Raw genomic sequence first — 23,977 nt, forward strand, 5'->3', positions numbered from 1 at the left:
AAAAGTGAAAGCTGATAGCAAAATAAAAAATAAAAAAGCCGAAAGTACAGAACTTGACCAGTCAAGCTTTGGCCTTTCGGCTTTAAGTTTTAAGTTTAAAATTGGCTTCGACGGAAAAAGGGCTGCAAATAATTTAACCGGACTTGGCAATTACAGTCGTTCCTTAATAGAGCAGCTTGCCCGTCAATTTCCTGAAAATAAATATTTCGTTTATTCTCCAAAAGTAAAATCTTCAAAACAGATCGATACTTTTTTTGAGCAAGAAAACATTCAACTTAAACTTCCGTCGAAAAGTAATTTCTTATGGCGGAGTTTAAATATTCTAAAAGATTTAAAGCACGATGGCATTCAATTATTTCATGGTTTAAGCCACGAAATCCCATTTTCTATTCAGAAAACCGAAATTAAATCTATTGTTACCATACATGATTTGATTTTCCTTCGCTTTCCAAAGTATTATAAATTTATTGATAGGAAACTTTACAAATGGAAAAGCCAATCGGCTTGTAATCATGCAGATAAAATTATTGCTATAAGTGAAAAAACCAAAGCTGATATTGTAAAGTTTTACAAGATCAACCCTAAAAAAATTGAAGTTATTTATCAAACTTGTGATGATAGTTTTAAAACTTTTTTGGATCAATCAGTTTTGGATAAAATTCGTTTAAACTATAAGCTGCCTGAAAAATACATTCTCAACGTTGGAACAATAGAAGAGCGAAAAAACCTTAAACTTATTGTTCAGGCTTTAAAAACAGTAAACGAAGATTATAAACTGGTTGTTATAGGAAAACAAACGCCATACTTTAAAAGCGTTGAAGACGAAATAGAAAAACTCGGATTAAAAAACAGAATTCTATTCCTAAAAAATATTCCATTTGCAGATTTACCAGGAATATATCAATTAGCAACTGTCTTTGTTTATCCTTCTTTTTACGAAGGCTTTGGCATTCCGATTATAGAGGCTTTATATTCAGGCATTCCAACAATTGCTGCAACAGGATCGTGCTTGGAAGAAGCGGGCGGGCCAACTAGTATCTACATTTCTCCAGTAGATTCTCCGAGTTTATCATCTGCAATTAATCAGGTTCTTGAATCGCCAGCTCTGCAAGCTGAGATGAAAAGAAAAGGGCTGGAATTTGTACAAAAATTCGACAGCCCTGTAGTAACTAAGCAATTAATGGATTGCTATATAAATATTTTAAGATAAGAATTTCTACTTATTTTGCAGCTATCGCATTTGGCGGATATTGAGCCAAAATCTCCTTAACACCTGTATTTAAACGTTGTTCTCTTTTGCTAAAGTTATCAAGATTAAAGCCTGAGCCTTGTCCGTGCCAAAATAAAATCTTTTTAGCTGGGTCTAAGAAATCAACAATAATTGTTCCTTCGATATATTGATTTATATAGTTTGAGCCGCCCCAGCCGCCCCAACCACCACGCCAGCCCCAGCCGCCGCCCCAACCCCATCCACCGTAGTAGCCTGGTCCGTAGAAATCAGTTTTCTCTCGGGCAACAACAACCAAGTTAACTAATAAATCTGGTCGGTTTGATTTAGTAAATCCTTTAGCATTCATTTCAGATTCTACTGCAGCTAATAATCTTCTTTTATCAAGATTATTAAGTTTAACTCTAGCTATGCCTTTATCGTAAAAATTGTAGGTTTTGTAGGCGTTCAAATCTACATTTTTGTCATAGTCTGATGCGGTTCTGAGTGATGTACACCCAGCCAATGCAATTACAACGGTAATCAACATTGATAATTTTTGAAGTGTTTTCATTTGCTTTGCGTTTATTGTCTGATAATAACCTATTTAAAAATACGAAAAAATAAACAAAAACGATTTTTAAATTAACCAATTTGACAATGAGATTGATTATCTAAAAACGTTAAATAAATGCCTTTGTTTTATAGTAAATGTTAAATAATCAGCTTTTACTATATTTAACATATTATTTTAAAGATTACCTTGCAGCATGCTAAAAGAAGAAATTAATAAAGCACTTGAAGTTTTAAAATCAGGCGGCGTTATTCTCTATCCTACCGATACAATATGGGGCTTAGGCTGCGATGCAACAAATCAGGCAGCGGTTGATAAATTGCTTAAAATTAAGAACCGACCAGCTGAAAAAAGCCTTATTGTTCTTTTGGATGTCGATAATAAAATCCAAAGCTATATTAATGAAGTTCCTGAAGTTGCTTACGATTTAATAGAATATGCAGAGAACCCATTAACTATTATTTTTTCGGGAGCTAAAAATCTGGCAGCAAATGTTATAAACGAAGATGGCAGTGTGGGCATAAGAGTTGTAAAACATGATTTCTGTACACCATTAATTCAACGCTTTAGAAAGCCAATTGTTTCTACCTCTGCAAATATAAGTGGAGCACCTTCGCCAAAGAATTTTGATGATGTAAGTTCCGAAATTACGGAAGCAGTTGATTACATTGTCGATTTTGAACAGGAAAACAAAAGTTCTAAAAAACCTTCAACAATAATGAAACTTTCACCTGGCGGACAGTTTGAATTTATTCGTAAGTAAATACCAAAACCCTCAAAGGGGCTTTTAAAAGCTTAAAAGACTTTGTGCACCGAATGTTTTTCTTAATTTTGTGGCTTATTGCCCTTATATATGAATTCTAATTTAAGTGATGAAAATGAGAAATCCCCATCAGAGGATTTAAGGGCTCATTTAAAAAATCCAATTTTCAAAACTCTGTCGGCAATTGCCGATAAAGATAAAACCGAAGCTTACGTTATCGGAGGTTTTGTACGCGATTTATTCTTAAAGCGTCCATCAAAAGATATTGATGTTGTTGTTGTAGGAAGTGGTATAGCGTATGCGGAAGCAGTTGGAAAAAAGCTAAATACCAAGGTTGCCATCTTTAAAAACTTTGGAACAGCAAATATTAAATTTCAGGATTTAGAGGTCGAATTTGTTGGGGCAAGAAAAGAGTCTTATCGCTCAGAATCTCGCAAACCAATTGTAGAAGATGGAACGCTAAAGGATGACCAGCTTCGTAGAGATTTTACCATAAATGCCCTTGCAATAAACCTAAATGCAGCAAATTTTGGCGAATTACTCGATCCGTTTGATGGCATTAAGGATTTAGAAAATAAACTCATCCGTACACCGCTCAATCCAGAAATTACTTTTTCCGACGATCCGTTGCGAATGATGCGAGCAATACGCTTTGCATCACAATTAAATTTTAATATTGATGAAGATGCCTTAAACGCAATAAAAACGCAAAAAGAACGCATCAGCATCGTATCAAAAGAAAGAATTACCGATGAAATGAATAAAATTATTTTGTCTAAAAAACCTTCTGTTGGTTTTAAACTTCTTTTCGATACAGGTTTACTTCACATCATTTTCCCTCAAATGGCCAACCTTTTCGGCGTTGATATTGTCAAAGGAAAGGGACATAAAGATAACTTTTACCACACACTCGAAGTTTTAGATAATATTTGTGCTGATACGGATGATTTGTGGTTAAGATGGGCTGCCATATTACACGATATTGCAAAACCTGCTACAAAACGCTTTGAAGAAGGGCATGGCTGGACTTTCCATGGTCATGAAGATAAAGGTGCCAGGATGGTTCCAAAAATCTTTAATCAGTTAAAATTGCCTTTGAACGAAAAAATGAAATTTGTTCAAAAACTTGTTCAGCTGCATTTACGCCCAATTGTTCTTGCTCAAGATACCGTAACAGATTCGGCTGTAAGAAGACTATTGTTCGATGCAGGTGAGGAAATTGAGAGTTTAATGTTGCTTTGCAATGCAGATGTAACCACTAAAAACGAGTATAAAAAAACAAAATATCGCAACAATTTCGAGTTGGTAAAGCAAAAGCTCAAAGATGTTGAAGAACGCGATAAAATTAGAAACTGGCAACCTCCTATTTCTGGCAACGACATTATGGAAACTTTTGCACTGGAAGCCGGTAAAGAAGTTGGAACGATTAAAAGTGCAATTAGAGAAGCAATTTTAGAAGGTGAGATAACAAACGACTACACAGAAGCGTTTAATTTTATGCTAAATCTGGCAAAACAAATGGGATTAAATCCTGTTAATAAATAATTTAATTACCAAAATAGATGAAAAGGGCAACAATTTGTACCGTTTCCTGTTTTGCGATAAAACAAATTAACTTTATTTTTACAGCTCCAAATAACAATAATGGCTATTTATAAATTTAAAATTACTTTCGAAGATTTTGATGATGTAGTGAGAGAGATCGACATTAAATCAAATCAGACATTTGAAGACCTGCACAAGGCTATTCATAAATCTACAGGTTATAATGCAGAAAAATCTTCATCATTTTATGTAAGTACCGATAACTGGTTAAAAGGTGATGAGATAGCTTATTTACCAAGTGAACGTAAAAAAGATAGAGTGGTTTTAATGGAAAACTCGAAATTAAGTGGTTTTATCGAAGATCCACATCAGAAATTTTACTACATCTATAATTTTGATCGTCCTTACGATTTTCACGTTGAACTTGTTAAAATTATTTTAGACGCTGATCCACATATAGAATATCCTTTTTTAGCAAAAAGTACTGGTGAAGCACCTAAAATTATAGAGCAGAATAGCGTTGCTGCTGATGCAAGTGCAGCAGCTGTAACGGCAAACGAATTCGATTTCTTGAATGAATTGAACTTTATCCCTGAAGATACGGATGAACTCGAAGCGATGGGTGAAATGGGGATTAATGAACAAGAAAGAGACGAAGAAGAATCAGAAGATGGAGATGAGTTTGGTGATGAATTCTCTGATAACGAAGGTTACGAAGAGGATGGCAACAAAGATGATTATTAGGCTGTAGCTTTTCTTTTTAAAAATATTTAACTGTCGGATACACTACCCGACAGTTTTTTTATACCTTATCCACATGCCTGAAAGTCTAAATTCTAAAACATTAATTGTAATTGTTGGCCCTACCGCTATCGGAAAAACTGCCCTTGCTATTGAAGTGGCAAAGTATTTCAACACAGAAATTATTTCAGCAGATTCCAGACAGTTTTATAGGGAAATGGAAATTGGTACTGCTAAACCAAATGCAAAAGAGCTTTTAGCGGCAAAACACCATTTCATTAACTCTCATTCTGTTAATGAACTTTTTAGCACTGGAGATTTCGAGCTGGAAGCATTAAAAACGATAGAACAGATTTTTGAACAGCATGATGTGGCAATAATGGTTGGTGGATCGGGCTTGTATATTAATGCGGTTGTAAATGGTTTGGATGAAATGCCAGAAATTAATCTTCAAATCAGGGAAAAATTAAACCTACAGTTTGAAGAAGAAGGAATTTCAGCTATCCAAAACCAGCTTAAAGAATACGATCCAGAGTACTTTGAAAAAGTAGATCAGAATAATCCTCAAAGAATGATTAGAGGTTTAGAAGTTTTTCTATCAACGGGTCAAAAGCTATCGTCAATGTTATCTGCAACAAAAAAACAAAGACCTTTTGAAATAATTAAAATTGGCTTAAATACCGATAGGGCTAAGTTGTACGGGCAAATCAACAATAGAGTTGATAAAATGGTTGAAAATGGATTGGTAGAAGAAGTTAGATCTTTAATTTTCTTTAGAAAAAATAATGCTTTAAATACAGTTGGCTACAGCGAAATATTTGACTATTTCGATGAGACAATTTCCTTAAATGATGCAATTTCAGCAATTAAACAAAATACACGTCGCTTTGCTAAAAGACAGCTAACCTGGTTTAGAAGGGATGAAGAAATTAATTGGTTTGAACCCAATCAAACCGAGCAAGTTTTAAATCTGATTGCTAAAAACCTAAAAACCGTATAAAACAAAAAAAAAGGCCTGCCAATCGGCAGACCTTACAATACTTATAAAATCTTAATTCGGAAATTTAACGCCTCTGAATTGTGTAACATCCACTACAGGAATGTTAGAACCATATTTCCCATTAATTGCATCGATAAATACATTTGCAATTACCGCATTTCCACGAGGTGTTAAGTGAACGCCATCTAAAGAAAAAGCACCACCACTAATAAATGATGAATTAATACCAATTCCTTGAATTACAATTCCTGTTTTAACTTGATTAAGGTAACTATAAGTATCAGCTATAGCTAAACCTTTACTATCTGCTAACGATTTAATTGTACTGTTATAACTAAGTACATAATCCTTAACCTTTATAACTTCATCTTTGTCTAACACCCAATTGTTTGCTATAGGATTTAAAGGGTGTAAACCATAAGGAATGCCACCAGCGTTCGGTACACCAAACAAACCTGCTGTTTGAAATGGTAAACGGATTAAATCTTCAGCTGTAGCTGTTCTTACTGTACCTGCACCTGTTTGAATATAAATAGCTGCAGCAGCTGGATTTATCGCCTTTGCGGCATTTAATAAAGCAGCAACCGTTACTGTATTAAAATAAGGGATAGAAGTTACATCAGGAATTGTAGCCACGACGCCTTTCTGCCCATTTGCAGTTAAAGAATTTACTAAGTTTGAGTATAATAAAGCAAAAGTAGATTTATCGGTTAAAACATTAGTTGCATCAGTAGTTACACCGCCGTTAGTTGCATAACCAAGCGCATCATTATTACCCAACCAAAGTGAGAAAAATGTATGGTTTCTACCTTGAATAAACTGAAAGTAACTGACTGTTCCAACTTGTGTATCTGTTAACAATCGCTCTAGATATGGATTTGCAGCACCAAACGGAGCAGCAAAAGCCAAATCAACACGCATACCAGGTATACCTAAATTCTGTACCTCGCCAGTATATTTTGTTAAATGACCTGCCGCATCTCTTACTGCCAGATTAGTGGTTACGGGCGTTAATGTAGGTGTTCCATTAACTAAAGCTGTTAATGATAAATAACCTGAACCATTTGCTTGCGCATCTGTAAAAAAAGGAGAAGTAAAACTTCCGCCGCCAACAGTTGTCATTTTTGCAGCGATTAAATTTGGATAAGCCACTTTTTGACCTTCCAAATAAAGACCACCATCAGCAAAGCCCGAAGTTAAGGAATTACCAACTGCAATGTATTTAGTGAAATTAGCCTGCCCTGTAGAAGTACCTGCGGTAGTTTCAATTTCAGGCTTGCAAGAAGCTGCAAAAAGTAATGCAGCAATTGCTAAACTATTTAATATATATCTTTTCATGTGATTTTCTCCTACCATTTATAAGTTAACGAAATACCAGGAGCATAAACTAACGTTTTAAATGTACCGTCTAAACCTGTTTCCAAATTCTTTTGCTTACGCGACTTAACGTCCTCAAAGAAAAACGATGCGTTAACCTCAAAGCGACTAGTAGGGGCATATCCAACACCGGCGCTCAATATATAACGATCTGCATCTGGTGCTTCGGGCGTAACATAACCATCTTGAACTGGGGAGAAAGCATAGCCAACACCCGCTCTAAGTGCTAACTTATCTGAAGCTTTGTGATTAACACCTAACTTAAACGAAGAGCCATCACGATAATTACGAGCCGATTTTGTATCTGCTAAAGCAGGTGTATTTATTGCATAATCAAATGCTAATTCTTTATAAACTCTCCACTGTACCCAACTCGCATCAAATGCTAATGTTGTACTTGATGAAAGCGGAACACCAATACCTAGAGTTGTTGTAGATGGCAAAGGAAGCTCTGCGTTAAATGTATTCCCATCTGGAAAAGATGTTTTCAAAGAATTTGGAACATCAAAAGTTGCTGTTCCACCATCCAATTTAGTTACAACTTTAGACTTATGAACAACAGCAAAAGTAATATTACTCAGAGTATTAATGTATATACCAGCATTCCAGCCATACCCACTTCCAGTACCTTCTAATGTTGCATGACCAGAACGTCCATCAGGAAAATTCACAGGCAATGCACGTTGTAGGTTTACCTCGCCATGGTTATAAACAAAACCTGCGCCAATACCTATACGATCAGTAATTTTAATACTTAAGGTTGGCTGAAAATATATTGCTTTTAAATTTAAAGAGGTTAGTGCGTATTTACCCGACCAATCATTTCCCCAATCCACTAATCCACCAAATGGCGTATAAACACCTAAGCCTAATTTCCACCTGTTTGATTTTGGCCCCCAAACAGCATAAGCTTCGAATGGTGGAGCTATTTTGTTTTTTACGTTCTCCGTAATATTAGAACCTGATTGTTGAAAAGCTGATTTAAATAATAATGGATTAACGCCTGCTGAAATTGAGTTTTTCTCTAAGAAACTAACTGCACCAGGATTAAAAAATACAGAGGCTTCATCTAATGCAAGTGCAGAACCTGCTCCTGCCATACCGATTTGTTTTTGCCCTTGTAAGTTAACCTGGAAACCCTGCCCCAAAACCCATAATGGGGCGGAAAGTAATACGCTCAATAAAATTTTTTTCATTTATATATGGTTATAGCACAAATGTATACTATGCTAACATAGTAATCAAATATTTGTTTAAGTTTCTTTAAAAGAAATTATGCCTGAGCAGTTGGCCCGCCAAAACCCATTGGAAATGGTGGTTCTTCTTGTGTTTTAATACGTCCGTTTATAGCCTCAAATTTTTGAAGATTATCTTCTAAAGCCGCTAATAACCGCTTAGCGTGTTCTGGAGTTAAAATAATTCTCGATTTTACCTTTGCCTTTGGAATACCTGGCATAACGCGTATAAAATCCAAAACAAACTCGGTGTTTGAGTGGGTAATAATTGCAAGGTTAGAAAAAATTCCTTCAGCAATTTCCTCTGATAACTCTATATTTAACTGGTTTTCGTTCTGTTGTTCTTCCATTAAGATTTTAAATAAAATTTGTAATTGATATTAAACTAAGAGCCTTTAAAGGTAATACTTAAGTGCCAAGCTTTAAAATTTATTGAAAACAAAAAAGGGTTGTTCCTTATCGAAACAACCCTTTTTATAAAATGATATGCTATATTAAGCTTCTACTTCTTCTTGTTTCGAAGCTAATAATTTATCGTACTCTTCTTGAGAACCAACGATGATTCTTTCGTAACCACGAACACCCGTTCCCGAAGGAATTAAGTGACCAACAATTACGTTTTCTTTCAAGCCTAACATGTTATCACGTTTACCTGCAATTGCTGCCTCATTTAATACTTTCGTAGTTTCCTGGAACGAAGCCGCAGAAATGAAAGATTTAGTACCTAATGATGCTCTTGTAATACCTTGTAAGATAGAACTTGCTGTTGCTGGTCTCGCATCGCGAACCGTAATTTGTTTTAAATCTTTACGTTTCAATTGAGAATTTTCGTCTCTTAATCTACGTAATGAAATAATTTGTCCTGGTTTGATTTCGTTTGAATCACCTGCATCTTCAACAACTTTCTTGTCATACATCGCATCATTCTCGTCAGCGAAATCCCAACGGTCAACTGCATTGTTTTCTAAGAAAATAGTATCACCTGGATCCTCGATGTGAACTTTCTGCATCATCTGGTGAACAATTACCTCGAAGTGCTTATCATTAATTTTTACACCTTGCAAACGGTAAACCTCTTGAATACCATTTACTAAGTATTCTTGAACCGCTGCAGGGCCTTTAATTGATAAGATATCCGCTGGAGAAATTGAACCATCTGATAAAGGCATACCCGCTTTCACAAAGTCATTATCCTGTACAAGGATGTGTTTAGACAATGGAACAAGGTATTTTTTAACTTCACCATCTTTCGATTCGATTGTAATCTCACGATTACCACGTTTAACACCACCTAAAGTTACCACACCATCAATCTCAGTTACTACAGCTGGGTTAGATGGATTACGAGCTTCGAATAACTCTGTTACACGTGGTAAACCACCTGTAATATCTCGGGTTTTACCAGTAGCACGAGGAATCTTCGCAATAATTTGACCAGTTTGGATAGCCTCACCCTCATCAACTGAAACGTGAGCACCTACTGGAATGTTATATCCTTTAATAAATTCACCTTTCTTATCAACGATTTGAACTGAAGGGTTTTTCGTTTTATCACGTGTATCGATAATAACTTTTTCACGGTGACCAGTTTGCTCATCTGACTCTTCACGGAAGGTAACACCTTCTATAATTGCGTCAAATTGTGCTTTACCAGCAAATTCTGAAAGAATAACCGCGTTGTACGGATCCCATGAACAGATTTTATCACCTTTTGATAATTTATCACCTTCTTTTACGAATAAGAATGCACCGTAAGGAATGTTGTTAGTTACAATGATACGTCCAGTTCCTGGTTCAACAATTTTGAACTCACCTGAACGACCTAATACAACCTGAACTGTACCATCTTCTGTTTGTGTATCAACAGTACGAATGTTTTCGAACTCAATAACACCATCAAACTTAGCTACAATGTTCGATTCTGCAGCAATGTTCGATGCAGTACCACCCACGTGGAAAGTACGAAGTGTTAACTGTGTACCTGGCTCGCCGATCGACTGTGCAGCAATTACACCTACAGCCTCACCTCTTTGAACACGTTTACCAGATGCTAAGTTACGACCGTAACATAATGAACAAACACCTCTCTTGTTTTCACAAGTTAATACAGAACGAATTTCGATACCTTCTAACGGAGATTCTTCGATTAGTTTTGCAACTTCTTCGTTGATGTCTTCACCAGCACCTACTAATAATGTATTATCTAAAGGATTGTAAACATCATGCAATGAAGTACGTCCTAAAATTCTATCAAATAACGGCTCAACGATATCTTCCTGATCTTTCAATGCAGTAGTGTACATACCTCTTAAAGTACCACAATCTTCTGAATTAACAATCATATCCTGAGCAACATCATGTAAACGACGAGTTAAGTAACCCGCATCCGCCGTTTTTAATGCCGTATCCGCCAAACCTTTACGAGCACCGTGAGTAGAGATAAAGTACTCTAACACCGATAAACCTTCTTTAAAGTTTGATAAAATTGGATTCTCGATAATGTCACCACCTGAACCTGATTTTTGAGGCTTAGCCATCAAACCACGCATTCCGCAAAGCTGACGAATCTGCTCCTTAGAACCACGAGCTCCCGAATCAAGCATCATGTAAACTGAGTTAAAACCTTGGTTATCTGAAGATAACTGAGTCATAACGAAAGTAGTTAACCTGTTGTTGATACGAGTCCAGATATCGATAATCTGGTTGTAACGTTCGTTGTTGGTAATGAAACCCATGTTATAGTTGTTTCTTACCTCTTCAACTTCAGCAGCTGCTTGTTCTAATAAAGTATGTTTTTCTACAGGAATGTTTACGTCTTGTAAATTGAACGATAAACCTCCTTGGAATGCCATACGGAATCCTAATTCTTTGATATCATCTAAGAATTGAGAAGAACGAGCCATACCAGTTATTTTTACTACCTCACCGATAATATCTCTTAACGATTTTTTAGTTAATAACTCATTGATATATCCAACTTCTTCTGGAACCAACTGGTTGAATAACACTCTACCAACAGTAGTTTCAGTTAATTTATTAACGATAGAACCATCAGCTTGTTTAACATTTACCCTTACTTTGATAAATGCGTGTAAGTCTAATTCTTTCTCGTTATAAGCAATAATAACCTCTTCTGGTGAATAGAAATTAGAATCTTGTCCTTTTACAACTCTTGTTTCATCAGTTCTACGGCCTTTAGTAATATAATAAAGACCCAAAACCATATCCTGAGAAGGTACTGTAATTGGCGTACCGTTTGCAGGGTTTAAGATGTTATGTGCAGCCAACATTAATACTTGGGCTTCCAAAATTGCTGCGTTACCTAACGGTAAGTGGACAGCCATCTGGTCACCATCAAAATCGGCGTTGAATGCAGTACACACTAATGGGTGTAATTGGATTGCTTTTCCTTCGATTAATTTTGGCTGGAAAGCCTGAATACCTAGTCTGTGTAAGGTTGGAGCACGGTTTAATAATACTGGGTGACCTTTTAATACATTTTCTAAAATATCCCAAACTAATGGATCTTTTCTATCAACGATTTTCTTAGCAGATTTAACTGTTTTTACAACCCCACGCTCAATCATCTTACGAATAATGAACGGTTTGTAAAGCTCAGCAGCCATATCTTTAGGAATACCACACTCGTGTAATTTAAGGCTAGGCCCTACAACAATTACCGAACGAGCTGAATAATCCACACGTTTACCTAATAAATTCTGACGGAAACGACCTTGTTTACCTTTCAAGATATCTGAAAGTGATTTCAAAGCACGGTTACCTTCAGTTTTTACCGCGTTAACTTTACGTGAGTTATCAAATAACGAATCTACAGCTTCCTGTAACATACGTTTTTCGTTACGTAAAATTACCTCTGGTGCTTTAATCTCAATCAAACGTTTTAAACGATTGTTACGGATAATTACACGACGGTATAAATCATTTAAATCTGAAGTAGCGAAACGACCACCTTCTAATGGAACTAAAGGACGTAATTCTGGTGGAATAACCGGAACAATTTTAACAATCATCCATTCAGGACGATTCTCAATACGTGTATTAGCACCACGGAAAGCTTCAACAACCTGAAGACGTTTTAAAGCCTCATTTTTACGTTGCTGAGAAGTTTCGTTAGCTGCCTGGTGACGTAAATCGTAAGATAAAGTATCTAAGTTAATACGCTTTAATAAATCCTCTAATGCTTCAGCACCCATTTTGGCGATGAATTTGTTAGGGTCTTTATCGTCTAAGTATTGGTTTTCTTTAGGTAATTTATCTAAGATATCTAAATATTCTTCTTCTGTTAAGAAGTCCATATAGTTGATACCTTCTTCAGCCATTAAGCCTGATTGAATAACTACGTAACGCTCGTAATAAATAATTAAATCTAATTTTTTAGTAGGCAAACCTAATAAATAACCGATTTTGTTAGGTAAAGAACGGAAATACCAGATATGTGCAACAGGAACCACCAAAGCGATGTGTCCCATACGCTCTCTACGTACTTTCTTTTCAGTTACCTCAACACCACAGCGATCACAAACAATACCTTTATAACGGATACGTTTATATTTACCGCAATGACATTCGTAATCTTTTACCGGACCGAAAATACGCTCGCAAAACAAACCATCACGTTCAGGTTTGTAAGTACGATAGTTAATGGTTTCCGGTTTCAACACCTCACCGCTCGAGCGTTCCAAAATAATTTCTGGAGACGATAAGCTAATCGTGATTGATGTGAAATTGCTTTTTAATTTATTATCCTTTTTGTAAGACATATGCTTTTTTGAGTTAAAAGTTAAAAGTGCAAAGTTGAAAGTAGCCGGAGCTTTAAACTTTCAACTTTTAACTTTATACTTTAGTCTAACGTAATATCTAAACCTAAACCACGTAACTCATGTACCAATACGTTAAACGATTCTGGTACACCAGGAGTTGGCAAGTTTTCACCTTTAACAATGGCTTCGTAAGTTTTAGCTCTTCCGATAACATCATCCGATTTAACGGTTAATATCTCTTGAAGAATATTAGCAGCACCAAATGCCTCTAATGCCCAAACCTCCATCTCACCAAAACGCTGACCACCGAATTGAGCTTTACCACCCAATGGTTGTTGTGTAATTAATGAATATGGTCCGATTGAACGGGCGTGCATTTTATCATCAACCATGTGACCTAATTTCAACATGTAGATAATACCTACAGTTGTAGTCTGATCGAAACGCTCACCAGTTAAGCCATTGTATAAGTAAGTTTTACCCGAAGCAGGAACACCAGCTTTAGCAATCCACTCTTCTACTTCAGTGTGTGTAGCACCATCGAAAATTGGAGTTGCAAATTTAACACCTAATTCCTGACCAGCCCACGCCAAAATAGTTTCGTAAATCTGGCCAAGGTTCATACGTGAAGGTACACCCAGTGGGTTCAACACGATATCAACTGGAGTACCATCGGCTAAGAAAGGCATATCTTCATCGCGTACAATACGTGCTACAATACCTTTATTACCGTGGCGACCCGCCATTTTATCACCTACTTTTAACTTACGTTTTTTAGCAACATAAACTTTTGCCATTTGTACAATTCCCGATGGAAGCTCATCACCTACACTAATCGCAAATTTATCGCGTTTGTAAGCTCCAAGCTCTTCGTTAACACGGATACCGTAGTTGTGAAGCAACATTTTAATCATCTCATTTTTGTCGTCATCAGTAGTCCATTTGTTAGGGCTAATGTGCGCAAATTCAAGATCTGCTAAAATTTTCTGAGTAAATTTAGCGCCTTTAGCAACTAATAATTCTTTGTAAATGTTGAATACACCTTGAGATGTTTTTCCATTTACAATCGTGAATAATTTGTCAACTAATTCTGCTTTTAATTTCTCAGTGATATTGTTATATCCTTTGTCTAATTTCTCAATCGCCGATTTCTCTTCAGCTTTTGTAGTTTTCTTAGCACGGCTGAATAATTTAGTATCAATTACCACACCTTGGATTGAAGGAGGAGTTTTTAAAGACGCATCTTTAACATCACCTGCTTTATCACCAAAAATTGCACGTAGTAATTTCTCTTCTGGTGATGGATCAGATTCTCCTTTTGGAGTGATCTTACCAATTAAAATATCACCTTCTTTTACATCAGCACCGATACGGATAATACCGTTTTCATCTAAGTCTTTTGTAGCCTCTTCAGAAACGTTCGGGATATCTGGTGTTAATTCCTCTTCTCCACGTTTAGTATCACGTACTTCTAATTCAAACTCTTCAATATGCAATGAAGTGAAAACGTCATCACGAACAATACGCTCGTTAATTACAATCGCATCCTCAAAGTTGAAACCTTGCCAAGGCATAAATGCCACTTTCAAGTTTCTACCTAATGCTAATTCACCATTTTCAGTTGCATAACCCTCGCAAAGTACTTGTCCTTTAGTAACTTTCTGACCTTTCTTAACGATTGGTTTCAAGTTGATACAAGTATTCTGGTTAGTTTTTTTGAACTTAATTAAACGATAAGTTTTGCTATCACCTTCAAATGAAACTAAACGATCATCTTCGTTACGTTCATATTTAATAGTGATTTCGTTAGCATCTACATATTCTACAACACCGTTACCTTCAGCATTGATCAATGTTCTTGAGTCACGAGCAACGCGACCTTCCAAACCTGTACCAACGATTGGTGCTTCAGGACGTAACAATGGTACGGCCTGACGTTGCATGTTCGATCCCATCAAAGCCCTGTTCGCATCATCATGTTCTAAGAACGGAATTAACGAAGCAGCAATTGAAGTAATCTGGTTAGGTGCAACGTCCATCAAGTCTAATTTCTCAGGCTCAATAATCGGGAAGTCACCCTCATAACGTGCTTTAACACGTGGTGTTGTAAATACCCCTTTATCATCATATTCCGCATTAGCCTGGGCGATGGTTTTACCATCTTCATCTTCAGCAGATAAATAAATAACATCTGAATCTACAACTACTTTACCTTCTTCAACACGTTTGTATGGTGTTTCAATGAAACCTAAATTATTGATTTTTGCATGCACACAAAGTGATGAAATTAAACCAATGTTTGGTCCCTCAGGAGTTTCAATAGTACATAAACGACCGTAGTGAGTATAGTGAACGTCACGTACCTCGAAACCAGCACGCTCACGTGATAAACCACCTGGGCCTAATGCTGATAAACGGCGTTTGTGTGTAATCTCTGCCAATGGATTCGTTTGATCCATGAACTGAGATAACTGATTTGTACCAAAGAAAGAGTTGATTACTGATGATAACGTACGAGCGTTAATCAAATCAGTTGGTGTAAACACCTCGTTATCGCGAATGTTCATACGCTCACGGATTGTTCTAGCCATACGAGCTAAACCAACGCCGAATTGTGCATATAACTGCTCACCTACCGTACGTACACGACGGTTTGATAAGTGGTCAATATCATCCACCTCTTCTTTAGAGTTGATCAATTTAATCAGGTATTTAACGATTGCAATAATATCCGCTTTTGTTAAAACCTTTACATCATCAGGTGTATTCATTTTCAATTTACGGTTGATGCGGTAACGACCAACATCTCCTAAATCGTAACGTTTATCCGAGAAGAATAAACGATCAATGATACCACGAGCAGTTTCCTCATCAGGTGGTTCTGCGTTACGCAAAGCACGATAGATGTTTTCAACAGCCTCTTTTTCTGAGTTTGATGTATCTTTTTGTAATGTATTATAAATAATGGTATAATCTGCCTGGCTAGCACCATCTTCCTTAGAAAGGATAATAGTTTTAACACCTGCTTCGATAACCATATCAATGTGTTCGTCTTCTAAAACGGTTTCTCTTTCAAGAATCACTTCATTACGGTCGATAGAAACTACCTCACCTGTATCTTCATCTACAAAATCTTCAACCCATTTCTTTAAAACTCTTGCTGCAAGTTTACGACCGATATATTTCTTTAAACCTGATTTACTAACTTTTACTTCGTCAGCAAGATCAAAAAGTTCTAAGATATCTTTATCAGAATCGTAACCGATAGCACGTAATAAAGTGGTAACCGGGAATTTTTTCTTACGATCGATATACGCATACATTACGTTATTAACGTCTGTAGCAAACTCGATCCATGAACCTTTGAAAGGAATAACACGAGCAGAATACAATTTGGTTCCGTTTGTGTGACGGCTCTGGCCGAAGAACACACCTGGAGAACGGTGTAATTGCGAAACGATAACACGTTCTGCACCGTTGATAACAAATGTACCTTTTGGTGTCATATACGGGATAGTACCTAAATACACATCCTGAATAATGGTTTCAAAATCTTCATGTTCAACATCGTTACAAGAAAGCTTAAGCTTTGCTTTTAATGGAACATTGTAAGTTAATCCACGCTCAATACACTCGTGTATATCGTAACGTGGCGGATCAACAAAATAATCAAGAAACTCTAATACGAAGATATTTCTTGAATCTGTTATTGGAAAGTTTTCAGCAAACACTTTAAACAAACCTTCGCTAGAGCGATCGTCTGATGTGGTATCTATCTGGAAAAATTCTCTGAATGATTGCAATTGCACATCCAGAAAATCCGGATAGTCTATAATGTGCTTACTAGTTGCAAAATTTACTCTTTGTTCGACTGTCTTTGCCAATGGACTAAAAGATTTTAGTTTAAGAATAAACTATTTGTTTGGTTCGGGTTTGAAACATTCTCATTAACCAAGCAAAATGAGATGTTTATAAACAGGTAAAGACACCGACATTTTCAGTCGGTGTCTAATACATTTTTAGCTTAGCTAAATTAAGTGATTACTTAATTTCAACTACGGCTCCAGCTTCTTCTAATTGTTTTTTAAGAGCTTCTGCTTCGTCTTTAGCAACACCAGCTTTTAATTCTTTTGGTGCACCGTCAACTAAGTCTTTAGCTTCTTTCAAACCTAAACCAGTTAAGTCTTTAACAAGTTTTACAACTGCTAATTTCTGACCACCAGCTTCTTTTAAGATTACATCAAAAGATGTTTTTTCTGCAGCAGCAGCAGGTGCATCACCACCAGCAGGAGCAGCAACTACAGCAGCAGCTGCAGGCTCGATACCATACTCATCTTTTAAGATTTGAGCTAATTCATTAACTTCTTTTACTGTTAAGTTTACTAATTGCTCAGCAAACGCTTTTAAATCTGCCATTTTATTAAGATTTTAAAATTTACGTGTGTAATAATTTTGTTTAATTTGCGAACTTAAGGTGTTCGTTAACCTTCTCTCTCTTGTAGAGTTTTAACAATTCCTGCAATTTTGCCTCCGCTTGATTTAAGCGCAGATACAACATTTTTCGCTGGTGATTGTAATAATCCAATGATATCGCCAATAAGCTCTTCTCTCGATTTTAAGCTTACTAAGTTATTCAATTGATCATCACCAACGTATACTGATGAATCTATATATGCTGCTTTAAGCACTGGTTTATCAGAAGTTTTTCTCAAAGTTTTAATCAACTTAGCCGGAGCGTTAGCTGTTTTTGAGAATAATAATGATGAAGAACCTTTAAGGGCTTCGTATATCTCAGAAGCATCACCATCTAAACCTTCAATCGCTTTGCGAATTAAAGAGTTTTTAGCAACCTTCATTACGATATCACCTTCGAAACATTTGCGGCGGATGTTATTGATCTGCTCAACAGAAAGGCTAGATGTATCAGCAATATAAAAATTGCCAAACTCTTGCATTTGTCCTTGTAGTTCTAGAACTACTTCGTTTTTTTCTTCTCTGTTCATGATTAGATCCCCGCTACTGATTTAGTTTCAATTGCAATCCCAGGACTCATTGTAGAAGACACGTGAATGCTTTTAAAATAAGTTCCTTTTGCAGCAGAAGGTTTTAATTTAGAAATAACCTGAATAATTTCAAGTGCATTCTCATAAATTTTATCTGCTGGGAATGATACTTTTCCTATCGAGGCGTGTATGATACCCGTTTTGTCTACTTTAAAATCAATCTTACCTGCTTTAACCTCAGTTACAGCTTTACCAACTTCGTTAGTTACTGTACCTGATTTTGGGTTAGGCATTAAGTTCCTTGGACCTAAAACACGGCCCAATTTACCTACCTTAGCCATACAAGCTGGTGTAGTGATAATAATGTCTACATCGGTCCAACCACCTTCAATTTTAGCTACATACTCGTCTAAACCTACGAAGTCTGCGCCAGCCGCTCTTGCTTCTTCTTCCTTATCAGGAGTTACTAAAGCTAAAACACGTACAGTTTTACCTGTTCCGTGTGGTAAAGTAGCAATACCACGTACCATTTGATTGGCTTTACGCGGATCTACTCCTAAAGATACATCAATATCAACTGAAGCATCGAATTTAGTAGTAGTGATTTCTTTTACCAAAGCAGCCGCATCCTTTAAGGTATAAGCTTTACCAGCTTCTATCTTAGCATGTGCCTTTTTTTGATTTTTAGTTAATTTCGCCACTGTTGTAAACTGTTTTTTAATTAATTGTTCCAGGGTGCGTCACCAGAAACGGTGATTCCCATACTGCGTGCTGTTCCAGCAACCATACTCATTGCAGATTCGATTGTAAATGCATTTAAATCAGGCATTTTATCTTCTGCAATAACTTTAATCTGGTCCCAGGTCACCGACCCAACTTTCTTACGGTTAGGCTCAGCAGAACCACTCTGTAATTTAGTAGCATCTTTTAATTGGATAGCTACTGGAGGGGTTTTGATGATGAATTCGAATGACTTATCAGCATAAACAGTAATTACAACCGGCAATACTTTACCTGCTTTATCTTGGGTACGAGCGTTGTACTGTTTGCAAAACTCCATAATGTTCACCCCTTTAGCACCTAATGCAGGTCCTACTGGTGGCGATGGATTTGCCGCTCCGCCTTTGATCTGTAATTTGATCATTGCACTGACTTCTTTTGCCATTTTGTGTTTTTTGTTTATTTAAAACTCAATGTTAAATATTGGAAGCATGTAACATTTAATTCCTTTTAACTCCTATAAAGCTTAAAGGACTGCAAAGATATGAATAATCTTGCAGTCCTACAATAGAATACAGAAAATAATTATATTAGTTTATTTGTGTAACACTAATATAATATAAAAGCTCTCCCTTTTGAGGAAAGCTTTTTAATATTTTAATAATTTTAAATCTACAATCGTAAATTAAATTATTCTTTTTCTACTTGCATATAGTTAAGTTCAAGAGGTGTTTTACGACCAAAAATCTTAACCATAACTTTTAATTTTTTCTTTTCTTCGTTAACTTCTTCAATTACACCAGTGAAACCATTAAAAGGACCATCCATTACTTTAATGTTCTCGCCAACGTAGAAAGGAACATTCATCATTTCCCCCTGCTCACTCATCTCATCAACCACACCTAAAATACGGTTAACTTCTGCCTGGCGCATTGGAATTGGATTGCCTGCTTTATCACCTAAAAAGCCGATAACACTATTAATGCCTTTAATAATATGTTCTAACTCACCATCTAAAGTTGCTTCAATTAAAACGTATCCAGGATAAAAGTTACGTTCTTTAGCAATTTTTTTTCCATCTTTCATTTGGTAATATTTTTCCATAGGTATTAAAACCTGAGGTACCAAATGAGAAAAACCTAAACGGCTAATCTCAGCATCAATATACTGTTTTACCTTTTTCTCTTTACCGCTTACCGCTCTTACAACATACCACTTTAATTCGCTCATTATAGTATATTAATTAGAAAGTGATTTGTAAAAAGTATCTAAAACAAAAACAGAACCTTTATCCATTGCAAAAATAATTAATGCAATAATTAAAGAGGCTACTAAAACAAGAACTGCCGAATTTTGAAGTTCTCCCCAAGTAGGCCACGTAACCTTACTGGTCATTTCTTCGTATGATTCTTTTATAAACTCAACTACTTTAGCCATATTTATTATAATGATTAAATGATTGAGTTAGTGAGTGAGAGAATGCCTAACATTCAATCATTAAAACATTCACTAATTCAATCATTATTTTTGGCACGGGAACAAGGATTCGAACCCTGATCAAAGGTTTTGGAGACCTCTATTCTACCGTTGAACTATTCCCGTGTGTATAAAAAAGAGCTAGCCTAAACTAGCTCTTTTAATATTATTATAGCTTAAAATTAAGCTAAGATTTCAGTTACCTGACCAGCACCTACTGTTCTACCACCCTCACGGATTGCGAAACGTAGACCTTTTTCCATTGCGATAGGAGAAATCAATTTTACAGAGATTGTAACGTTATCACCTGGCATTACCATTTCAGTTCCTTCAGCTAATGAAATTTCACCAGTTACATCTGTAGTACGGAAATAGAATTGAGGACGATATTTGTTAAAGAATGGTGTGTGACGACCACCTTCTGCTTTTGATAATACATAGATCTCAGCTTTGAAATCAGAGTGAGGAGTTACTGAACCTGGTTTACAGATTACCATACCACGACGGATATCAGTTTTCTCAATACCACGTAATAATAAACCTACGTTATCACCAGCTTCACCGTAATCTAAAATTTTACGGAACATCTCAACACCAGTTACTGTAGATTTTAAGTTCTCAGCACCCATACCTAAGATTTCAACTGGATCACCAGAGTTGATTACACCACGCTCAATACGACCAGTAGCAACAGTACCACGACCAGTAATTGAGAATACATCTTCAACAGGCATTAAGAAAGGAAGATCAGTTAAACGTGGAGGGATTGGAATGTAGTTATCTACAGCTTCCATTAATTCCATAATTTTACCAACCCATTTCGGATCACCGTTTAATCCACCTAATGCAGAACCTTGGATTACTGGAATATCATCACCTGGGAAATCGTAGAATGATAATAATTCACGAACTTCCATTTCAACTAATTCTAATAATTCTGGATCATCAACCATATCCACTTTATTCATGAATACAACTAATGAAGGAACACCTACCTGGCGAGCTAACAAGATGTGCTCACGAGTTTGTGGCATTGGACCATCAGTAGCAGCAACAACGATAATTGCACCGTCCATTTGAGCAGCACCAGTTACCATGTTCTTCACGTAATCCGCGTGACCTGGACAGTCAACGTGTGCATAGTGACGGTTAGCTGTTGAATACTCAACGTGAGCTGTATTGATTGTAATACCTCTTTCTTTTTCCTCTGGAGCAGAGTCAATAGATTCGAATGAACGTGCCTCAGATAAACCTGCATCAGCTAAACATTTTGTAATAGCTGCTGTTAAAGTTGTTTTACCGTGATCGACGTGACCGATTGTACCGATGTTTAAGTGCGGTTTACTGCGGTCAAATTTTTCTTTTGCCATTTTATTTATAACTAATTAGTAGGTTAACTTTTTATTATTTTTTTTATTTATTGTTTTGATGCAATGCAACACAAAAAACCTTGCCTCTTCTGTATTTATAACAGATTTAACAAAGCTATTTACCTGAGCCAACTATGGGAATTGAACCCATGACCTCTTCCTTACCAAGGAAGTGCTCTACCGCTGAGCTAAGTCGGCTTTTTTCTTTTAGCTCATCAGCTCAATTATTCATCGTTCATTAGGTTACAAATGAACCACTGAACAAACTACCCAATGAACCAAAGAGCGGAAGACGAGGTTCGAACTCGCGACCTATAGCTTGGAAGGCTATCGCTCTACCAACTGAGCTACTTCCGCTTATCAATTTCCGATTGTTGGTTTTAGGTTTACAAACTTTCATTCGTAAACCTAAAATCTTCAAATCTAAAATTAATGTGGGGAGAGAAGGATTCGAACCTTCGAAATCTTGCGATAACAGAGTTACAGTCTGTCCCATTTGGCCGCTCTGGAATCTCCCCAACTTTATCCTAAAATGCGAACACTTTACAATAAATAGAGCCTCCTATCGGAATCGAACCAATGACCTACTGATTACAAGTCAGTTGCTCTACCAGCTGAGCTAAGGAGGCTTTAATTTTGCGCAATGATACGAAAAAACTTAATTTTTCATACTATTAACGTGTTTTTTAAAATATTTATCTTTTCACAGAACTTATCCAATTCTTTTTTGAGGTAACCCCCTTTCCGAATTGGAATGCAAATATACACACTTATATTTCTATTCAAAATAAATTTGAAAAAAAATTAGCGAGCTTGATGGCTCGCTAATTTTTTATTCATTTTTTAAGAAAATAGTTGCTTAGTAATCAGATATTTCGCCTTCGCTTAATATTATTTTTTGTTCACTAATTTTTTTTCTAGTTTTCTCCTTATGCTTCGTTATTTGCTTTCTTAATGATTCGATAGCCAGATCGGTGGCCTCTTCAAATGATTTACATTGTTCTTTAGCGAATAAGGTGCCGCCTGGTACAATCAGCTTTATTTCACTGATTTTATTAGCCTCATCTTCTACGTTCTCTAATTTTAAATACACTTCGCCACTAATAATCTGATCAAAAAACTGATCCAGCTTGTTTGCCTTCTTCTGTATAAAATCTAACAACTTACTGTCTGCACTGAAGTGGATTGATTGAACTCCGATTTTCATTTTTCCTCCTTTTTTTACGCCTTTGGATGGGCTTGTTTATAAATTGTTTTTAATCTTTCGATTGAATTGTGTGTGTAAACCTGTGTAGCAGCCAAACTAGAATGCCCTAAAAGCTCTTTAATAGCATTTAAATCGGCACCAGCATTAAGCAAACTCGTTGCATAACTATGCCTTAATACGTGCGGGCTTTTTTTATCACTGGTTGATACAAGACTTAAGTAAGAACTTACAATACGATATATTAACTTAGGGTATGCGGCACTACCTGTATTGGTAACGATTAAATTAAGTAAATTGTTATTGAAATTCTGCACCATTTTTGCCTCAACATAGCTATTTAACTGATTAATAAGCTGTTTATTTATAGGTATAATTCTTTCTTTATTCCTTTTACCTAAAACTTTTATCGTTCCGCCATAAGCATCAACATCAGTTTCTTTTAATTGCAATAATTCCGATAATCGCATACCTGTACCAAAAAGTAATTCGATTACAAGATGATCCCTGACAGAGCTAAAGCTATCGTCGAAAAACTCAGAAGAATCTAAAAGATTATCGATTTTTTGTGTTTCGATAAAAACTGGTAAACGTTTAGGGATTTTTGGCGCTTTAACTAAAAGCATCGGGTTTTGGGAAACTTTATCTTCGCGAAGCAAAAATTTATAAAGGCTACGCAATGCAGATATTTTTCGGTTAATGGTAGCAGCCGAAGATTTCGACTCCATTAAATCGACCATATAACTTCTTATATGCGTGTGCTTAACTTCTGGAATACTTAATAAGAATGTGCTTTGGATATAAGTTTCAAATTGGCCTAAATCAGTTTGATAAGAACTTATGGTGTGCTGAGAATAACGTTTCTCGTGTGATATATAAGTTAGAAAACTATTTAACAGCATTTAGTAAATATTAGTTCGGCACTTAGAATGAAGTTACTAATAGTTTTAATATTAAGAAATTATTAACTGAAAATTTTAC

The 23,977-nt window shown here is 36.1% G+C and carries 20 protein-coding genes and 5 tRNA genes; 5 read left to right on the forward strand and 20 right to left on the reverse strand.

Going from position 1 to position 23,977, the window contains the following annotated elements:
- The first annotated feature begins 4 nt into the window (after nt 1–4).
- A complete protein-coding gene (locus tag ABD692_RS02890) occupies nt 5–1,210 on the forward strand; it encodes a glycosyltransferase family 4 protein (protein WP_344764803.1) in 1,206 nt (401 codons plus the stop codon).
- Between the two features lie 10 nt (nt 1,211–1,220).
- On the opposite strand, the gene ABD692_RS02895 is transcribed toward ABD692_RS02890, so the two are convergent.
- Nucleotides 1,221–1,781, reverse strand: a complete 561-nt coding sequence (locus tag ABD692_RS02895; RefSeq protein ID WP_316759352.1) for a DUF4136 domain-containing protein — start codon at nt 1,779–1,781, stop codon at nt 1,221–1,223.
- Nucleotides 1,782–1,977: 196 nt separating this feature from the next.
- On the opposite strand from ABD692_RS02895, the gene ABD692_RS02900 reads away from it, so the two are divergent.
- The 4 genes from ABD692_RS02900 (at nt 1,978) to miaA (ending at nt 5,830) form a co-directional block, all read left to right on the forward strand.
- On the forward strand, nt 1,978–2,544 hold the full coding sequence (locus tag ABD692_RS02900) for an L-threonylcarbamoyladenylate synthase (RefSeq protein ID WP_316759355.1): 567 nt from the start codon (nt 1,978–1,980) through the stop codon (nt 2,542–2,544).
- Between the two features lie 90 nt (nt 2,545–2,634).
- Nucleotides 2,635–4,089: a CCA tRNA nucleotidyltransferase gene (locus ABD692_RS02905; protein ID WP_316759357.1), complete on the forward strand. Its 1,455-nt coding sequence runs from the start codon at nt 2,635–2,637 to the stop codon at nt 4,087–4,089.
- A gap of 99 nt (nt 4,090–4,188) precedes the next feature.
- Nucleotides 4,189–4,833, forward strand: a complete 645-nt coding sequence (locus ABD692_RS02910) for an IS1096 element passenger TnpR family protein (RefSeq protein WP_316759360.1) — start codon at nt 4,189–4,191, stop codon at nt 4,831–4,833.
- A 73-nt stretch (nt 4,834–4,906) separates the two neighbouring features.
- Nucleotides 4,907–5,830 carry a tRNA (adenosine(37)-N6)-dimethylallyltransferase MiaA gene (gene miaA / locus ABD692_RS02915; RefSeq protein WP_316759362.1) on the forward strand — a complete coding sequence of 308 codons (924 nt, stop codon included), beginning with the start codon at nt 4,907–4,909 and terminating at the stop codon, nt 5,828–5,830.
- Nucleotides 5,831–5,881: 51 nt separating this feature from the next.
- Here miaA and ABD692_RS02920 read toward each other — a convergent pair whose 3' ends face one another.
- The 19 genes from ABD692_RS02920 to ABD692_RS03010 all read right to left on the reverse strand — a co-directional run bounded on the left by ABD692_RS02920 (nt 5,882) and on the right by ABD692_RS03010 (nt 23,898).
- Nucleotides 5,882–7,168 (reverse strand): SGNH/GDSL hydrolase family protein, encoded by a 1,287-nt coding sequence (locus tag ABD692_RS02920; protein WP_344764809.1) that lies wholly within the window; start codon nt 7,166–7,168, stop codon nt 5,882–5,884.
- A gap of 11 nt (nt 7,169–7,179) precedes the next feature.
- Nucleotides 7,180–8,403 (reverse strand): OmpP1/FadL family transporter, encoded by a 1,224-nt coding sequence (locus tag ABD692_RS02925; protein ID WP_316759367.1) that lies wholly within the window; start codon nt 8,401–8,403, stop codon nt 7,180–7,182.
- Between the two features lie 77 nt (nt 8,404–8,480).
- On the reverse strand, nt 8,481–8,792 hold the full coding sequence (locus ABD692_RS02930; RefSeq protein WP_316759370.1) for a DUF3467 domain-containing protein: 312 nt from the start codon (nt 8,790–8,792) through the stop codon (nt 8,481–8,483).
- A 144-nt stretch (nt 8,793–8,936) separates the two neighbouring features.
- Entirely contained in the window at nt 8,937–13,223 is a 4,287-nt protein-coding gene (rpoC, locus tag ABD692_RS02935; RefSeq protein ID WP_316759373.1) for a DNA-directed RNA polymerase subunit beta', read from the reverse strand.
- 80 nt (nt 13,224–13,303) lie between these two features.
- Nucleotides 13,304–17,107, reverse strand: coding sequence for a DNA-directed RNA polymerase subunit beta (gene rpoB, locus ABD692_RS02940; protein WP_316759376.1), 3,804 nt, complete (start codon nt 17,105–17,107; stop codon nt 13,304–13,306).
- A 157-nt stretch (nt 17,108–17,264) separates the two neighbouring features.
- Nucleotides 17,265–17,639 carry a 50S ribosomal protein L7/L12 gene (rplL, locus tag ABD692_RS02945; protein WP_316759378.1) on the reverse strand — a complete coding sequence of 125 codons (375 nt, stop codon included), beginning with the start codon at nt 17,637–17,639 and terminating at the stop codon, nt 17,265–17,267.
- 65 nt (nt 17,640–17,704) lie between these two features.
- A complete protein-coding gene (rplJ, locus tag ABD692_RS02950; RefSeq protein ID WP_231462586.1) occupies nt 17,705–18,226 on the reverse strand; it encodes a 50S ribosomal protein L10 in 522 nt (173 codons plus the stop codon).
- A 2-nt stretch (nt 18,227–18,228) separates the two neighbouring features.
- Complete coding sequence (gene rplA / locus ABD692_RS02955; protein ID WP_316759381.1) at nt 18,229–18,927, reverse strand: 50S ribosomal protein L1; 699 nt, start codon at nt 18,925–18,927, stop codon at nt 18,229–18,231.
- A gap of 20 nt (nt 18,928–18,947) precedes the next feature.
- Complete coding sequence (gene rplK / locus ABD692_RS02960; RefSeq protein WP_132529141.1) at nt 18,948–19,391, reverse strand: 50S ribosomal protein L11; 444 nt, start codon at nt 19,389–19,391, stop codon at nt 18,948–18,950.
- Between the two features lie 245 nt (nt 19,392–19,636).
- The gene (gene nusG, locus ABD692_RS02965) at nt 19,637–20,176 is read right to left on the reverse strand and encodes a transcription termination/antitermination protein NusG (protein ID WP_316759389.1); all 540 of its coding nucleotides are present in this window, start codon (nt 20,174–20,176) and stop codon (nt 19,637–19,639) included.
- A 9-nt stretch (nt 20,177–20,185) separates the two neighbouring features.
- Complete coding sequence (gene secE, locus ABD692_RS02970; protein ID WP_316759392.1) at nt 20,186–20,383, reverse strand: preprotein translocase subunit SecE; 198 nt, start codon at nt 20,381–20,383, stop codon at nt 20,186–20,188.
- Between the two features lie 91 nt (nt 20,384–20,474).
- Nucleotides 20,475–20,548 (reverse strand) — tRNA-Trp (locus tag ABD692_RS02975).
- A 56-nt stretch (nt 20,549–20,604) separates the two neighbouring features.
- A complete protein-coding gene (gene tuf, locus ABD692_RS02980) occupies nt 20,605–21,792 on the reverse strand; it encodes an elongation factor Tu (RefSeq protein WP_316759394.1) in 1,188 nt (395 codons plus the stop codon).
- A 126-nt stretch (nt 21,793–21,918) separates the two neighbouring features.
- Nucleotides 21,919–21,990 (reverse strand) — tRNA-Thr (locus ABD692_RS02985).
- 86 nt (nt 21,991–22,076) lie between these two features.
- Nucleotides 22,077–22,149 (reverse strand) — tRNA-Gly (locus ABD692_RS02990).
- Nucleotides 22,150–22,227: 78 nt separating this feature from the next.
- Nucleotides 22,228–22,310 (reverse strand) — tRNA-Tyr (locus ABD692_RS02995).
- Nucleotides 22,311–22,348: 38 nt separating this feature from the next.
- Nucleotides 22,349–22,421, reverse strand: a tRNA-Thr gene (locus tag ABD692_RS03000).
- A gap of 230 nt (nt 22,422–22,651) precedes the next feature.
- Nucleotides 22,652–22,999 carry a ribosome hibernation-promoting factor, HPF/YfiA family gene (hpf, locus tag ABD692_RS03005; protein ID WP_316759395.1) on the reverse strand — a complete coding sequence of 116 codons (348 nt, stop codon included), beginning with the start codon at nt 22,997–22,999 and terminating at the stop codon, nt 22,652–22,654.
- A gap of 14 nt (nt 23,000–23,013) precedes the next feature.
- Entirely contained in the window at nt 23,014–23,898 is an 885-nt protein-coding gene (locus ABD692_RS03010) for a tyrosine-type recombinase/integrase (protein WP_316759396.1), read from the reverse strand.
- Between the last annotated feature and the right edge of the window lie 79 nt (nt 23,899–23,977).

The organism is Pedobacter ginsengiterrae, assembly GCF_039537385.1.
In the GTDB taxonomy this organism is placed as follows: domain Bacteria; phylum Bacteroidota; class Bacteroidia; order Sphingobacteriales; family Sphingobacteriaceae; genus Pedobacter; species Pedobacter ginsengiterrae.

Bases quoted from the DNA above. Each gene is read 5' to 3' on its own strand.
- ABD692_RS02895 (WP_316759352.1), bottom strand. From the start codon at position 1,781: ATGAAAACACTTCAAAAATTATCAATGTTGATTACCGTTGTAATTGCA.
- ABD692_RS02900 (WP_316759355.1), top strand. From the start codon at position 1,978: ATGCTAAAAGAAGAAATTAATAAAGCACTTGAAGTTTTAAAATCAGGC.
- ABD692_RS02905 (WP_316759357.1), top strand. From the start codon at position 2,635: ATGAATTCTAATTTAAGTGATGAAAATGAGAAATCCCCATCAGAGGAT.
- ABD692_RS02910 (WP_316759360.1), top strand. From the start codon at position 4,189: ATGGCTATTTATAAATTTAAAATTACTTTCGAAGATTTTGATGATGTA.
- miaA (WP_316759362.1), top strand. From the start codon at position 4,907: ATGCCTGAAAGTCTAAATTCTAAAACATTAATTGTAATTGTTGGCCCT.
- ABD692_RS02920 (WP_344764809.1), bottom strand. From the start codon at position 7,168: ATGAAAAGATATATATTAAATAGTTTAGCAATTGCTGCATTACTTTTT.
- ABD692_RS02925 (WP_316759367.1), bottom strand. From the start codon at position 8,403: ATGAAAAAAATTTTATTGAGCGTATTACTTTCCGCCCCATTATGGGTT.
- ABD692_RS02930 (WP_316759370.1), bottom strand. From the start codon at position 8,792: ATGGAAGAACAACAGAACGAAAACCAGTTAAATATAGAGTTATCAGAG.
- rpoC (WP_316759373.1), bottom strand. From the start codon at position 13,223: ATGTCTTACAAAAAGGATAATAAATTAAAAAGCAATTTCACATCAATC.
- rplL (WP_316759378.1), bottom strand. From the start codon at position 17,639: ATGGCAGATTTAAAAGCGTTTGCTGAGCAATTAGTAAACTTAACAGTA.
- rplJ (WP_231462586.1), bottom strand. From the start codon at position 18,226: ATGAACAGAGAAGAAAAAAACGAAGTAGTTCTAGAACTACAAGGACAA.
- rplK (WP_132529141.1), bottom strand. From the start codon at position 19,391: ATGGCAAAAGAAGTCAGTGCAATGATCAAATTACAGATCAAAGGCGGA.
- nusG (WP_316759389.1), bottom strand. From the start codon at position 20,176: ATGAGCGAATTAAAGTGGTATGTTGTAAGAGCGGTAAGCGGTAAAGAG.
- secE (WP_316759392.1), bottom strand. From the start codon at position 20,383: ATGGCTAAAGTAGTTGAGTTTATAAAAGAATCATACGAAGAAATGACC.
- tuf (WP_316759394.1), bottom strand. From the start codon at position 21,792: ATGGCAAAAGAAAAATTTGACCGCAGTAAACCGCACTTAAACATCGGT.
- hpf (WP_316759395.1), bottom strand. From the start codon at position 22,999: ATGAAAATCGGAGTTCAATCAATCCACTTCAGTGCAGACAGTAAGTTG.
- ABD692_RS03010 (WP_316759396.1), bottom strand. From the start codon at position 23,898: ATGCTGTTAAATAGTTTTCTAACTTATATATCACACGAGAAACGTTAT.